Source organism: Bacillus sp. AG4(2022), from assembly GCF_031844465.1.
Lineage (GTDB): Bacteria > Bacillota > Bacilli > Bacillales > Cytobacillaceae > Bacillus_AB > Bacillus_AB infantis.
This window is the reverse complement of record NZ_JAUZVH010000005.1, coordinates 93,596-107,822: the sequence shown is the minus strand read 5'-3', so window position 1 is coordinate 107,822 and position 14,227 is coordinate 93,596. Positions and strand designations below refer to the sequence as shown.

Here is a 14,227-nt window from a genome sequence, read left to right as displayed (position 1 = left end):
GGCTTTGTTAAACATTGCTGTTAAATTTTAGGATCATTTCAACTGTGCTGAAATCGTGTGAAACAAAGTTTCGCACGCATGAGCCCGAAATCAACAAGGTACACTAACACAGCCTAATAAAAAGAAAAATATAAATTGATTTGGCCATGCATTTTTTAAGTTCATTACTTATGTTGTCCTGATATCCCAAACAGTAACGCAATTTTCCTGTTTGTGAATAACTAAACTTGTCTAATTATGTCTTTAATCATACGACAGACAGGCGTTTGCCGCAATGTAAAGCCCTTTTATTTTACAAAAAAGCGGGGATTTATTCAAAGACATCACTCCGTAAATGCCAAAACCTCTTTATATTTTATGCAAATGACCTTCCCATCAAAGAAAAGGGCTCTCCTGAAAAAATCAGAAGAGCCCTTTTTATATAGCCGGCAAAGGAATATCCCTGTATGCTCTGCCTTATACTTTTACAAAGGAAGAAGCCTTAAGCTGTGCCATGAAATCGTCAAACTGATTCAGGTCCATCTGCTGTGCTGAATCCGAGAGAGCAACCGCAGGATCAGGGTGGACTTCGGCCATGACGCCGTCTGCACCGATTGCCAGTGCTGCTTTGGCAGTTGGAAGAAGCAAATCCCTTCTTCCGGTAGAGTGGGTGACATCGACCATAACAGGAAGATGCGTTTCCTGCTTCAGGATTGGAACGGCAGAAATATCAAGCGTATTGCGTGTTGCACGTTCGTATGTGCGGATGCCCCTCTCGCAGAGGATGATCTGCCCATTGCCCTGAGCCATGATATATTCAGCGGCATTGATGAATTCTTCAATGGTAGCCGCAAGGCCCCTCTTAAGCAATACCGGTTTATTGGCTGCACCCGCTGCTTTCAGGAGCTCGAAGTTCTGCATATTCCTTGCACCGATCTGAATGACATCCAGGTATTCTGAAGCTGTTTCAATATCAGCAGGATTGACTATTTCACTGATAACAGCAAGGTCATATTCATCTGCGACTCTCTTCAGGATTTTCAGGCCTTCAAGTCCCAGCCCCTGGAAATCATAAGGAGAGGTTCTAGGCTTATAGGCACCGCCGCGGAGAAGCTTCATGCCCTTGGCCTTTACTGCTGCCGCAACTGTAGCCACTTGTTCATAGGACTCGACAGCACATGGACCAAAGACAAAATGCGGGTTGCCGTCGCCGATTTTTTCGCCTCTTAAATCGACAATGGTATTTTCCGGCTTTTTCTTCCGGGAAACAAGGAGCGCTTTGCGGTGGTCATCTTTCTGCAGTTCAAGCCCTGCCTTAAAGATTTCCTTGAACAGGTGCTCGATCGTTGAGTTTTCAAACGGCCCCTCGTTATGTTCTTTAATGGAATCCAGCATTTTTCTTTCACGGACAGGATCATAGCGGTTAACACCCTGAGTTTCCTTAACCCTTCCAATTTCCTGAACAAGGCTTGCCCTCTCGCTGATCAATGATAACAGCTGAAGATTGATTTCCTCTACTCGTTCGCGCAGCTGATCTAATTCTTTATTGCTCATCATGTCCCGTCCCTTCTCTTTGGCTGAACCGAAGTATTGCGCCCTAAATTAGCATCCGCAACGGTTCTTCTTTATCGGCCTGTTAAAATATGATACATTTTTTATAATTAGGGATTATTATATATGAATTACCTGCCAATGTCACGTATTTTTTCTTTATTAATTAAACGCTTTTAAGCATTAAAGAAATTTACCTATGCAGATAGGCTTAAGTTTCCTCTATCCTGTAAAAGAAGGTGCATCCCTTGCTTAAAAATAAAATATTCGCCCTTGATATCGGCACCCGTTCAGTGGTCGGAATCATCCTGGAAGAACAGGACGGGCAGTTCAAAGTAATAGATATCCACACGAAAGAACATAAAGAACGAGCCATGCTTGATGGACAGATCCACGACGTCATCTCTGTATCCAAAATCATCGCTGAGATTAAGGAAGACCTTGAAGCAGCCCATGGCCCCTTAAAAAAGGTCTGCGTCGCAGCTGCCGGAAGGGCCCTCAAAACTAAAAGGGCACAGGCATCCGTCAATATCACCGGCAAGCCAATAATCCAGAAGGATGATATCCTCCATCTTGAGCTGAGCGCGGTTCAGCAGGCGCAGGCAGAAGTAGCGGAAGAGCAGAAGTCGGATAAAAGCCATTATTATTATTGTGTCGGATACTCTGTGCTGCATTACAGGCTGGATGGTGAAGAAATTGGCAATCTCATTGACCAGCAGGGAGAAGAAGCTTCAGTCGATATTATTGCCACATTCCTTCCCAGAGTGGTCGTTGAGTCGCTGATTTCTGCCCTCCACCGTGCCGGCCTTGAAATGCAGGCTCTTACACTCGAGCCTATTGCCGCCATCAATGTCCTCATACCGCCCTCCATGAGGAGGCTGAACGTTGCACTTGTCGACATTGGGGCGGGTACTTCTGATATTGCCCTTACAGATTCCGGAACCGTTATTGCATATGGTATGGTCCCTGTTGCAGGGGATGAGATCACTGAGTCACTCAGCGATCAGCTTCTTCTCGATTTCCCTTTGGCTGAAGAAGCAAAACGGAAACTGCTTGATCACAATACGATTAAAACGACAGATATTCTCGGCTTTGAAACAGACTGGGACAGTGAAGATATTATTTCACAAATTGAACCGGCAATCGAAAAGCTTGCAGATTCGATTTGTAATGAAATTCTGCAGCTCAATAATCATAAATCTCCCAAGGCCGTCATGCTTGTGGGGGGCGGGAGCCTTACGCCGCGCCTGCCCCAAATGGTTGCAGCCCGCCTGGAACTCCCGGAGAACCGGGTTGCCATCAGGGGGATTGATGCAGTCGCTTCCCTGGCCTTCGCCGACCATATATTAAAAGGCCCTGATCTTGTTACGCCGGTTGGGATAGCGATAGCGGCCTTGCAGTCTCCTGTCCAATACAGGACCGTTTATGTAAATGATCTGCCTGTCCGCCTTTTTGAAGTGAAAAAATTGACTGTGGGCGACTGCCTCCTTGCTGCCGGGATCAAAATGAGCAAGCTTTATGGAAAGCCCGGCATGGCCAAGATTATATCCTTGAATGGCCTAAGCATCACGATACCTGGAGAGCACGGCAATCCGCCTGTTCTCCTGCAAAATGGCTCTGCCTGTTCTTTGGATGACGGAGTCAAGGATGGAGATATGCTGACAGTTGCCAGGGGCGCTGACGGAAGAGCATCTTTTCTTAAAATTAAGGACCTGGTCGATACCATTCCGGATAAAAACCTGATCGTCAATGGGAAGGACTATAGTGTCAAAGCAATCATTTCCAAAAACGGTATAGCAGCGTCTTCGGAAGATTCTGTGGAGGACCGCGATAAAATTGAGTGCAGAAGTGCTGACAGCATTGAATCGGTCTTAAAGACTCTTAACCTGGGGGACTTATTAAAAAGCATAAAGCCCTTCCATCTGAGGATTAACGGAAAAGAAACATACATTCCCTCTCTTTCTGGAAGGCTGACCCGAAATGGGATTGATGCCAAACCTTCAAGCGGCTGTGAAGATGGGGATGTGATTGAAGCCGCGGGAAAACACCAGGCGACAGTGGCCGAGCTGGCTGAAAAGAAGCAGCTGACACTTACGCGGACATTGCCTGTATTCTTTAACGGCGAGCGCATTACCCTGACAAGGGATGCAGCCGAGGTTTGGCGCGAAGATGTGAAGCTGAAAGCTGAGAGTATAATCAGGAGCGGGGATTCAATCCAGATCAGGAACCTCCCTGAAGAACCTTTTATTTTCCAGGATCTTTTCACCTATGTTGAAGTAAAGCCGCCCGCTCATGCAGCCGGCAGCTTTGAACTAATGAGGAATGGAAGGAAATGCTCCTTCCATGAACCGGTAAATGCTGGGGACACCCTCCATATCCACTGGCCTGAGCACATTAAAGTAAAATAAATTAAAAAGGCCGTCCCTTTACCGGAACGGCCTTTTGGTGTCAGCTGTTTTCACTTACAGCCTTCACCAGTGAATCTTCCGTTATTTTCCAGTGTGATGCATGCCATACAACATCTTTGTTCAAGAAAAGAATCGCCTGAGGGGATTCATGCTTAATATGATATTCCTCAGCCACATGATTGGAGACAGGGCGGGCATCCTGTACAGTTAAAAAATAGGCAGGAACGCTGCTGTTAGAAGACGTGAAGCTTTCATACTCTTCATAAGCCGCCTGGCTTACAGGGCAGGTGGTGCTGTGCTTCAGTAGAAATGCCGGGCTCTTTTCTTCTAAAATGCTATTAAATTCTTCGATTGAATGTATTTGTTTCATCTTATTTCCTCCTGAAATAAAGAATGCGGCAGAGTCATTTTAACACTCCACCGCCTGATTTCCTAATTATCGGTATTTCATTTCTGTTTCATCAAAAGCGTTCTTTGTTTCCTCCAGCTTCTGCTGTATGCTTTCCCCATCCTCTTCTGAAAGCATTGCAGCTGAGCCGGAAGGCACTGTTTCAGTGAACGCCTCCTCTTCTTCGCTTGAATCCTCAGATTGGCTGCCGGCCTTTCCTGACATGCCCTTTACCTTTTCAACCAGGCCTGAAGACTGCTTTGAAACGCTCTGAGTAAGTGTGCTGGTCTTTTCTTTGGCTGCTGATGCCAATTCAGAACCTTTTGTCACAGCTGTCTCTTTAAGGTGGCCAGTTTTCTCCTTCAGCACCGCAGCCTGCTCATTCAGGTCTGTCCTCAGCTCTTTCCCTGTCTTAGGGGCAAGGAATAATGCTGCCGCAGCACCCACCATTCCGCCGACCAGGGCACCAATCAGAAAATCCTTGGAATTAATATTATCTTCCTGCCTTGTCTCGTTAGCCTGCGTAGTCATTCTTTCATTGTAAGCCATGTGGGATCCTCCTACACTTCCTTTAATATTTTGCTCTTTCTCTTTCCCGGGCTCTCACAGCCGCTCTTTCTACTGCTCTTTCTGCGGGCGGTATATCCTCAATATGGTTCTGGAGCGGAGAAGACTGCTGTTTGCGAATCTTCCACTTATCTTTCAGCTCAAGGAATACATTGCTCCATTGAACCACCTGGGAGATTTTATCCTTATTCTGTTCAACCTGCGTATTGACCGATGAAGAAATGGATTGAATCGTCCCATTGAACTTTCTGACAGAATCTCCGACATCCCTCACCGCATTGACCACTCCATTAAGGCTTTCCGACTTCTGCTGAATGTCGCTCGCAAGGGCATTCGTCTTATGAAGCAGAACAGTGGTCTCACGGGTTACACCGTCCAGCTGCTGTTCAAGCCCATCTAAGGTAGTTGAGACACTATCCAATGTTGTCGCCAGGGATTTCAATGTTCGGGATAGGAAAATGACGAGCACTAAAAAGGCTACTGCTATTAAAGCCACGCTCAAATATAGAATAATTTCCAAAAGAAGCACCTCCATGATTGTTATATATTTATTCTATTACCCGGGGATAGGCACCCTAAACCAGGGCCGTCCTTGTAAGTAATTCCATCAGCCGGCCTGAATCTCCTGCTTTTTGAGGCATTTAGCATTATAATTGCAGGCTGTGTTAAACATTGCGGCTGATATTGGAGATGATTCAGCCAGATATTCATCATGGCTAAAAGGCGCTTGTAAAACAGATGAGTTTCACAATGAGCCAAAAATCAGCATGAACTAATAAAGCTGATTGCAGATTGACTATGTACGAAAATATTATATCCATCACCATGGAGCTTTTGCAAATCCCCACAGGCACAACTGCCAGTATAATCATTTAAAGCAGAAAAAAGCTTTTTCGGGTACAATAATAGCTGTACGAAGAAATGAAGGAGGAATCAGGATGAAAGATCCCCGGATTCAAACATTGGCAAAAAATTTAATTAATTATTCAGTGCGCCTTCAAAAAGGTGAGAAAGTTTTAATTGAAAACTTTGGACTTCAGCGCGAACTGGTTACTGCACTTGTCGCTGAAGCCTATGCAGCGGGCGGTTTCCCGTTCGTGCTGCTGAAGGACCAGCAGGTCGACAGGGCGCTCCTGCTCGGCGCGCAGGATGAGCAGTTCGATATGATGGCTGACTTTGAAGCAAACGTGATGGGCAAGATGGATGCTTATATTGGCCTTAGATCTGGAGATAACATCAATGAACATGCCGATGTGCCGGATGATAAAATGAAAATCCACGGCAGCACGATCGGTAAGAAAGTCCACAGGGAAATCCGCGTGCCAAAAACAAAATGGGTTGTACTGAGATATCCTAACTCCTCAATGGCACAGCTTGCGAAAATGAGCACAGAGGCGTTCGAGGATTTCTATTTTAATGTCTGCAATCTGGATTACGGCAAGATGGACAAAGCGATGGACAGCCTTGTGGAGCTTATGGACAAAACAGACAAAGTAAAGCTGACAGGCCCCGGGACAGATTTGACCTTCTCCATTAAGGATATTCCGGCAATCAAATGCTCTGGACAGATGAATATTCCTGACGGCGAAGTCTATACAGCTCCTGTGAAAGATTCTGTTAACGGCGTGATTACATATAATACTCCATCTCCTTATCACGGATTTACTTTTGAGCATGTCAAGCTTACCTTTAAGGATGGAAAGATTGTTGAGGCGTCAGCAAATGATACAGACAGAATCAACAAGATCTTTGATACAGATGAAGGCGCCCGCTATATCGGGGAATTCGCCATCGGCGTGAACCCTTATATCCTCCATCCGATGCAGGACATTCTTTTCGATGAGAAAATTGATGGCAGTTTCCACTTCACGCCAGGGCAATGCTATGATGAAGCCTACAATGGCAATTCATCCAATATCCACTGGGATATGGTCAATATCCAGCGTCCGGACTATGGCGGAGGGGAAATCTACTTTGACGATGTCCTGATCCGGAAGGATGGAAGATTCGTCATCCCTGAACTCGATGCGCTGAACCCTGAAAATCTTAAATAAACAGGAATAAAAGCGCAAGCTCCTTGATCACCTTAAGAAACGCAGACTAAGAACGCCACGTCCTGTGGCAACGTCTGCATGACTCCCATGCTGGAGCCCTCAAGACGAACCTCCCGGAAACCTTTTTGGGAGGTTTGGCTAGTGACCTGGGCGCAGCTGCTGGACGTGGATCAAGAATTGAAAATTATACACAAGTCTTACAATTTATAAATTCCTTAACAGCAAAAAAGGATGCAGCATGAGCCTGCATCCTTTTTCTTATGTAGCCAAAAGGCCTTTCCGGAGAGCGCCAGGAGACAGCCTGCCCAACGCTTCTGCACGGAACTTATAAAGTGCCCTCATATGCTTCCTGGAATTTCTGGATGTCTCCCGCTCCCATAAAGAGGATGACACTGTTTTCGTGCTGTTTCAGCGCACTTGTATCTTCTTCTTTCATGATTTCCGAGCTTGGGATCCTGTCCTGAAGATCTGTAATGGTCAGCTTTCCATGGTTCTCCCTGGCTGAACCGAAAATATCGCAAAGATAAACTTTATCAGCTTTATTAAGGCTTTCGGCAAAGTCATCCAGGAATGTCTGTGTCCGGGTAAAGGTATGAGGCTGGAATACAGCCACTATTTCTTTTTCCGGATATTTCTGCCTGGCTGCCTCGACCGTCGCGCGAATCTCCGTCGGATGATGAGCATAGTCGTCAATGATAACCTGGCTTGCCACTTTCTTCTCCGAAAATCTTCTTTTCACTCCCTCAAATGTCAGCAGGAGATCTTTGACGATTTCAGAATCAATTTCCTCATAATGGCAAAGTGCAATAACGGCCAATGAATTCAGTACGTTATGGTCGCCGAACTGAGGGATTGAGAAAGTATCATAAAAGGTGTTGCGCACAAAAACATCAAAGGTTGTTCCTTCCGTGCTCTTGATGACATTGCGTGCCTGGAAGTCATTCTCCTCCCCAAATCCGTAAAACAGGACAGGAACCTTTGCCTGGATCTTTTGCAGCTGCTCATCATCGCCGCATGCAAAAATACCCTTATTCACCTGCCATGACATCTCCTGGAATGCAGAGAACACATCATCAATATTGGCGAAATAATCAGGGTGGTCAAAATCTATATTCGTCATGATTGCATAATCAGGGAAATATGAAAGAAAATGCCTTCTATATTCGCAAGCTTCAAAAACGAAATATTCAGCATCGGCATCCCCTCTGCCCGTTCCGTCCCCAATAAGGAAAGAAGTCGGTTTTGCTCCCTTCATAACATGGGCCAGCAGCCCTGTAGTGGAGGTCTTGCCATGCGCCCCAGTAACAGCTACACTGGTGAACTTCTTCATAAAGTCCCCAAGGAAGCGGTGGTAGCGGACGATCGGAAGGCCCAGCTTCATGGCTTCCTGAATTTCTTCATGCGTATCCGGGTACGCATTGCCTGCTATAACGGTCATTCCAGGCTGTATGTTTTCCTTTTGGAAAGGAAGGATCTTTATTCCTGACTGTTCAAGCGAAATCTGTGTAAAAAAACGCTTTTCTACATCAGATCCCTGAACATGATAATTCATATCATGAAGGACTTGAGCCAAGGCGCTCATTCCAGACCCTTTTATACCTACAAAATGGTAAATAGTCATATAAAGAACCTCCAACTGTCGTCTATCTGTAACACAGTATATGATATCTGACTATAAATTGCTCATATATTCATTACGGACAAACGTTTCCTGCATAAGCAGATTAAAGTATTATATCATCTTTCAAGCACAAAAACTATGTAGCACCACACTCCGGCTGGCGGCAGGGGCGGCCTGAACGGGGTTCGGCCGGGATCGCATGGCTAAAATTGGCAAAAATCAGCGTGAATAGACTCACATATCACCAATGAACAGGAAGGCCACGGCAGTCTTTTTTAGAAAAGTCCTATAGGCCATACCTTCCCGAACAGCCTCATTGTAACTCTCCACAACAGCGTCTGTATTGTCCATTGGAAAAGCAGGGCCAAAACAGAAGGTCCGGGAGAAAACGGGTATGCACCTGATGAAATAGGAGCGTCCCTCCTCAAGGCTGATGCTTTCCGCGGCTTTCAGCTGAAGCTTTTCCCCGGTCAGAATATCATAGGCAGCAAGTATTTCTCCTTCTGCCCTTTCAATCTTTACAGGCTGGAGGACAGAGCTGAGGAAAAGCGCTCCCTGAATGAGATCTGCCTCGGCTAGTTGCCCGGTATTCCGGCGGAGGAAAAGGTTAAACATCGTAAAGCCCCTGATGCTTATATAATCGAATAAGAACCAGTCCTCAAACACTTCTTCCTGTTCACTGCTGAATGGGATTCCGCCCGGCAGGCCGGCTGCTTCCCGGAAAATATGGCGGGCACGGACCTTTTCTCTTATGTTCGCATTCACCGCAGAATCCTTCTGTGCTTTCCGGTAAAGGGCCAGCGCGTTCTCTTCACCCTTAGCCTGCTTCTGTTTGCGGTAGGCTTCCAAGTCTTTAATTGTATTCTCCATATCCGGGTGCTCCCTCCAATTCCCCAGGGCCGAAAATGAATTAAAACTCTACTTTTTCCAGCCGCGGATTCGGCCTGTAGCGCCTTCCTGCTTTTGCAGCATGCTTACCATTAATCAGAACATTATCTCCGGTGAAGCCGATATTGATCTTCAGCAGGCTGTTGCCTATGCCGTAAGTGTCGACTGGCACACCGTTTTCTTCAAATTCCTGGATTCTCATTTCATTAAAGCCGCCGCTGACAACAATTTTCACATGATTATACCCTTCGTCATCCAGCGCCTTCCTTAATGCAAAAATCAGCTCCGCATTAACGCCCCGTGGATCAAAGGTCCCGAGAAGATGCTGATTCCTCAGGAAATATTGGTCGATCATTGTCCTGGAGGTATCAACACGGACACCCTTCAGCTCATCGCCGAATTCCCTCGCAACTTTCAGGGAATCTGTTATAGCATCATTATTATAATCAACAAGCGCAATCAGGGCATCCTCAGGGTATGTCTCCTGATATGCCTTGGTTGCTGCCACCAGGTCCCCGTCAAACATCTGGATAAGGGCATGCGGCATTGTTCCCATCCCCTGCTTGCCCCACCATTCGTTCATGGCATGGGTAGCCTGGGCAGTCGCTCCGCCTATATGGGCGGCATAGCCGTCTCCGGCCTGGGTGATATAATGGTCATCCCGGTCACCCATGAAGATGACCTGTTTTTGCCTGCCTGACGTTCCTGCTGCCTTGACCGTGTTATACACATTAGTGGCAACTGACGTTCTCCTCGCAAGGATGCCGTCAATGATCCCCTCAAGATAGCCGAAGCTCTGATAGGGCCCGGTAATCGTCATGACCGTTTCGAATGGGCTGATTTTATCTCCATCTTTCAAAGAAAAGATTTCCAGCTCATCCGGATTTTCGGCGAATGTATGGATCAATGCAATCACTTCATCGGTCCCGCAAAGGACAGCATGATTTTTCTGGAAGAATTGCATGGTCACGATATTGTCTTTGTGATATTTCTTGACAATCTCCCGTGTCTTTAAGAAATAGACAGCTGAAAACCAGCCGTCTCTTACTCTTTCATCAAATTTAAAGGTCTTATTTGTTAGCCTGTTGATCTTGCCTTGAATCTTTAGCTCAATTTCTTTCATCCTAAAGCTCCTCATACCAAATCAGTTATAACTACCGTTATTTTAGTATTCTTTACATGCATGTAAAGAATACCACGTATTATAGCATTGTACTAGTGTCTTGCATGGCCTCGAGGTCTGTTTCCGTGATCAGCACATCACGCGGCTTACTTCCTTTTGCCTCAGAGATATAGCCGCAGTCCTCCATCATGCCGATCAGCCTTGCAGCACGGTTATAGCCGATCTTAAAGCGCCTCTGGACACTTGATGTCGATGCGCTGCCCTGATCGACAACATACTCGCACGCCTCATAGAAAAGCTCATCTTCCTCCTCGGTTGCCTGTGCTTTTTTCAGGAGCTCTTCCTGTTCAAATAAATAATCCGGCTTGCGCTGGCTCCTCGCATGGGCGACGACTTCATCAATTTCTGCATCGGAAACATAAGTTCCCTGAAGCCTGACCGGCTTGGATGAGCCATTTTCCAGGAAGAGCATATCCCCTCTGCCCAAGAGCTTTTCGGCACCGCTGATGTCGATGATGGTTCGTGAATCGACCTGGGAGGATACAGAGAATGCCACCCTTGTCGGGACATTGGCTTTAATCAGGCCAGTGATGACATCGACAGACGGCCTTTGTGTGGCGATGATCAAATGAATGCCGCATGCCCTCGCCTTTTGGGCGATCCGGCAGATTGCTTCCTCAACATCTGCCGGGGACATCATCATCAGGTCAGCAAGCTCATCAATGACAATGACAATGAACGGAAGCTTGTCAGAATAGCGTTTATGCTGTTCAGCCAGCTGATTGAAACGGTTGATATCCCTGACACCTGCGTGTGCAAACAGCTCATAGCGCCGCTCCATCTCTTCCACCGCCCATTTCAGTGCTGCAGTGGCGGCCTTCACATCTGTAATGACCGGGCTGACAAGATGAGGTATCTGGTTGTATGGAGCAAGCTCGACCATTTTCGGATCGATCAGCAGAAGCTTCAGCTCTTCAGGCGATGCTTTATAAAGAAGGCTGACAAGGATTGAGTTGATGCAGACGCTTTTTCCGGATCCGGTTGCACCGGCAATCAGTCCGTGAGGCATCTTCCGCAGATCAGTGACGATCGGGCTTCCCGAGATGTCCAGCCCAAGGACTGCAGTCAGCGGCGATTCTCCGTCCCTGAACACAGGCGTATTGATGATCTCGCTGATCAATACCGGCCTGCTCTTCTGGTTCGGCACCTCAATTCCGATGGTATGCTTGCCCGGGATCGGCGCTTCCATACGGATATCCCTGGCGGCCAGGCTGAGCTTAATATCATCAGTCAGGTTCGTGATTTTATTTACTTTAACTCCGGGCTCCGGCTGAACCTCAAATCGGGTAACAGAAGGCCCCTGGGTTACATTAACAACCTTTGCCCTGACATTGAAATTCTTCAGTGTCAGATTAAGGAACTCTTCCTGCTCCAGCAGCCACTCCTCATTGTCCTCAGGAATGACTGGAGGGGCAAGCAGGCTTTTTGCCGGAAATTCATAGGCCTTGTATTTCGGATCTTCTGCCGGCTGGCCATACTGATGGAATCCGTCCAGTTCCTGTCGCGTCCCTGCTTGTGTCTGTTCAGCTGGCTCTTCAGCCTGCTGATGGAATTGTGCTGGTTCTGCCGCTGCTGCAGTTTCATTTGGCTGTGGAGCATAATTATAATCAGAAGCGCGGGCATTATCCTCGCCGCGTCCCTGTACATTTGTATTTGCAGGCGCTTCATTCCCGATAACTTCAGCTGAGACAGCCGGTGGCGTTGCTTCTTCTGTATTTTCCCGGGTGACAGGCATTTGCTTCACAGCGGTATTTTGTTCTTTTTTCTTCTGCTCTGCAATCCTTCTGTCCTGCTTCAGCATAATCACATTGAAAGGCAGCGGTGATCTTGGCTTCGGCTTCGGCTCTTCTTCTGCCCGGGGAGGAATGTCCTCACGGGTTTCCCCGGCCCTTCCCTCTACAGTTTCCGGCTCCGCCTCATCCAGCAGCAGGGCAGACGCTGCTTCATGCTGGCCGGTTATCTGAGTACACTGTTCACCTTTGACAGATCCTGCCTGGAGTTCAGCATTTTTTTCAGCATGGTCTCCGGATAGTACTGCTGCTTCTGTTTCTTTATCAATTTCATTCTTATCCGGCAAATCTGCAGGATCGTCCGCAGGTTCCGGCACTGCTTCAAAGTTAAGTGGAGCCGGCCCGGTTCCCGACGGGTTATATGGGATATCCTTGTTATATTCTTCAGTATCTATTCTATTTGGCTCAGCGTCTTCATGCAGGATTGTATCGCTGCTGTTAACCAGCGCTTCACCTGCATTTTCATCTTCCGCCTCATCGGGCTCAAAGTCTAATTTGGTGGCCGGGGCAGTACTATATCCGGCCTCAGGAGTGCTGCTGTCCATTACTTCAGGGTTACTGCTGGTGATCCCTTCAGTCATGCCATCCAGCGGCGGGGTACCGTCAAAAGGTTTGATGCTGCTGTCAGCTTCAATTCTTCCGGCCGGCAGCTCTGCATATGAATCGCCACTTTCAAGCATCTCCCTCTCCTGCCCTGCTTCTGTTGTCACGACAAGTTCGTCTTCGTCCGCTTTTGCAGAAAAAGCTTTTTCAGCAGCTGGATTGGAGAGGCCGCCCGTATAGGTGTCAGTATCCGTTACTTTAGCAGGACTCTCTTCTGCACTGCCTGGCACGGCAGAAGCTTCTTCGTATCCTACCCTTAAATCAGGGCTGATGGTTCCTTTCAGGTCAGAGATGCCTTCCGGCTGTTCTCCAGGCACTGGCTCTGGCGGATTATTCACAGTATTGCTTTCTTTTTCCCGGCCTCCATCAAGGACCGTTTTCTTCAGAAAATCAATATCATCGAAAAGTGGCGCGTTTTTCACCTGGTCAAAGCTATTCATCTCATAGACTACTGATTCTTCCTTTTTCTTCGGCCGTTCGAACCCGTATATCGGGGAAGGAATTTCCGTTGGCCTGAAGGGGCGCCGGTGGCGGTTGTCTATCGGCGGCTCGCTCTTGCTTTTTTGGGAAGGCTTCGAATAAGATTCATGCTGCTCCGGCTGCCGTTTATTTCTTTTTTCTTGACTATCATTCAGCGGGCCGGCCTTTCCCCGCCCATGCTTCCAGGTTTCTGCCGCCGGCTGCTCCCTTTGGCTTCTTCGCGGATTATGTCCAGGATTTTCCGGCTTTTCTCTGGGTCTCCTTTCCTTTACCGGTGAGCCTTCATCAGGAATAAGCGGAAATCTGAACTGACCCTTAGGGTACTGGTAGAGGATCCTGGCCTCCATCTCACGTCCGTCTCTGTCTTTTTTCGGTTTTGCCGGTTCTATGTACGGCTGCTCTTCTTCCGTTTCTTTATACTCGTCTTCATTATTAAACACTCGGAATAGTTTTTTTATCCAACTCAATATCAATCACTCTTTCTTAAAGGCTGTTTAGGCAAAGCTGTCGGTGTATGGGGATGCTCAAATTTCTGGTACAAAAGCAGAATAACCCTTAAGATTCTATGAAAAGGGCAGCTTATTCTTCCTACCCTTTTATTTTATCAGCTATTCATAAAAATTCGAGTTAAAAAGAGAGAATGAGCCTTTTTATAGGCTTTATGGGTAAAATTGCCACAGTTTCCCTCATCATGCTTATACTTTTGGCATAACCA

The 14,227-nt window shown here is 47.1% G+C and carries 10 protein-coding genes; 2 read left to right on the top strand and 8 right to left on the bottom strand.

All coding sequences use genetic code 11. The annotated features are described in order from the left end of the window. Window positions 1–456: 456 nt before the first annotated feature. On the bottom strand, window positions 457–1,533 hold the full coding sequence (locus Q9R36_RS14725) for a bifunctional 3-deoxy-7-phosphoheptulonate synthase/chorismate mutase (protein ID WP_035403260.1): 1,077 nt from the start codon (window positions 1,531–1,533) through the stop codon (window positions 457–459). A 245-nt stretch (window positions 1,534–1,778) separates the two neighbouring features. Here Q9R36_RS14725 and pilM point away from each other — a divergent pair, with 245 nt between their 5' ends. After that, the gene (gene pilM / locus Q9R36_RS14720) at window positions 1,779–3,938 is read left to right on the top strand and encodes a cell division protein FtsA (RefSeq protein WP_101550543.1); all 2,160 of its coding nucleotides are present in this window, start codon (window positions 1,779–1,781) and stop codon (window positions 3,936–3,938) included. Window positions 3,939–3,978: 40 nt separating this feature from the next. Here pilM and ytxJ read toward each other — a convergent pair whose 3' ends face one another. From ytxJ to Q9R36_RS14705, 3 genes are all read right to left on the bottom strand, one after another. Continuing rightward, window positions 3,979–4,308, bottom strand: a complete 330-nt coding sequence (gene ytxJ / locus Q9R36_RS14715) for a bacillithiol system redox-active protein YtxJ (RefSeq protein ID WP_311225444.1) — start codon at window positions 4,306–4,308, stop codon at window positions 3,979–3,981. Window positions 4,309–4,374: 66 nt separating this feature from the next. Beyond that, on the bottom strand, window positions 4,375–4,875 hold the full coding sequence (locus Q9R36_RS14710) for a YtxH domain-containing protein (protein ID WP_009795369.1): 501 nt from the start codon (window positions 4,873–4,875) through the stop codon (window positions 4,375–4,377). A gap of 22 nt (window positions 4,876–4,897) precedes the next feature. Then, window positions 4,898–5,413 carry a DUF948 domain-containing protein gene (locus Q9R36_RS14705; RefSeq protein WP_022544286.1) on the bottom strand — a complete coding sequence of 172 codons (516 nt, stop codon included), beginning with the start codon at window positions 5,411–5,413 and terminating at the stop codon, window positions 4,898–4,900. Between the two features lie 418 nt (window positions 5,414–5,831). Here Q9R36_RS14705 and Q9R36_RS14700 point away from each other — a divergent pair, with 418 nt between their 5' ends. After that, window positions 5,832–6,947, top strand: a complete 1,116-nt coding sequence (locus Q9R36_RS14700) for an aminopeptidase (RefSeq protein ID WP_311225443.1) — start codon at window positions 5,832–5,834, stop codon at window positions 6,945–6,947. Between the two features lie 325 nt (window positions 6,948–7,272). On the opposite strand, the gene murC is transcribed toward Q9R36_RS14700, so the two are convergent. The 4 genes from murC to Q9R36_RS14680 all read right to left on the bottom strand — a co-directional run bounded on the left by murC (window position 7,273) and on the right by Q9R36_RS14680 (window position 13,979). Then, window positions 7,273–8,568, bottom strand: a complete 1,296-nt coding sequence (gene murC, locus Q9R36_RS14695; RefSeq protein WP_009795373.1) for a UDP-N-acetylmuramate--L-alanine ligase — start codon at window positions 8,566–8,568, stop codon at window positions 7,273–7,275. 234 nt (window positions 8,569–8,802) lie between these two features. Beyond that, window positions 8,803–9,438, bottom strand: a complete 636-nt coding sequence (locus tag Q9R36_RS14690) for a hypothetical protein (protein ID WP_311225442.1) — start codon at window positions 9,436–9,438, stop codon at window positions 8,803–8,805. Window positions 9,439–9,478: 40 nt separating this feature from the next. Further along, the gene (locus Q9R36_RS14685; protein ID WP_311225441.1) at window positions 9,479–10,579 is read right to left on the bottom strand and encodes a nicotinate phosphoribosyltransferase; all 1,101 of its coding nucleotides are present in this window, start codon (window positions 10,577–10,579) and stop codon (window positions 9,479–9,481) included. Between the two features lie 79 nt (window positions 10,580–10,658). Further along, entirely contained in the window at window positions 10,659–13,979 is a 3,321-nt protein-coding gene (locus tag Q9R36_RS14680) for a DNA translocase FtsK (protein WP_311225440.1), read from the bottom strand. Between the last annotated feature and the right edge of the window lie 248 nt (window positions 13,980–14,227).

Excerpts from the sequence above, each read along its gene's own strand:
- Q9R36_RS14725 (WP_035403260.1), bottom strand. The coding sequence starts at position 1,533 with ATGAGCAATAAAGAATTAGATCAGCTGCGCGAACGAGTAGAGGAAATC.
- ytxJ (WP_311225444.1), bottom strand. The coding sequence starts at position 4,308 with ATGAAACAAATACATTCAATCGAAGAATTTAATAGCATTTTAGAAGAA.
- Q9R36_RS14710 (WP_009795369.1), bottom strand. The coding sequence starts at position 4,875 with ATGGCTTACAATGAAAGAATGACTACGCAGGCTAACGAGACAAGGCAG.
- Q9R36_RS14700 (WP_311225443.1), top strand. The coding sequence starts at position 5,832 with ATGAAAGATCCCCGGATTCAAACATTGGCAAAAAATTTAATTAATTAT.
- murC (WP_009795373.1), bottom strand. The coding sequence starts at position 8,568 with ATGACTATTTACCATTTTGTAGGTATAAAAGGGTCTGGAATGAGCGCC.
- Q9R36_RS14690 (WP_311225442.1), bottom strand. The coding sequence starts at position 9,438 with ATGGAGAATACAATTAAAGACTTGGAAGCCTACCGCAAACAGAAGCAG.
- Q9R36_RS14685 (WP_311225441.1), bottom strand. The coding sequence starts at position 10,579 with ATGAAAGAAATTGAGCTAAAGATTCAAGGCAAGATCAACAGGCTAACA.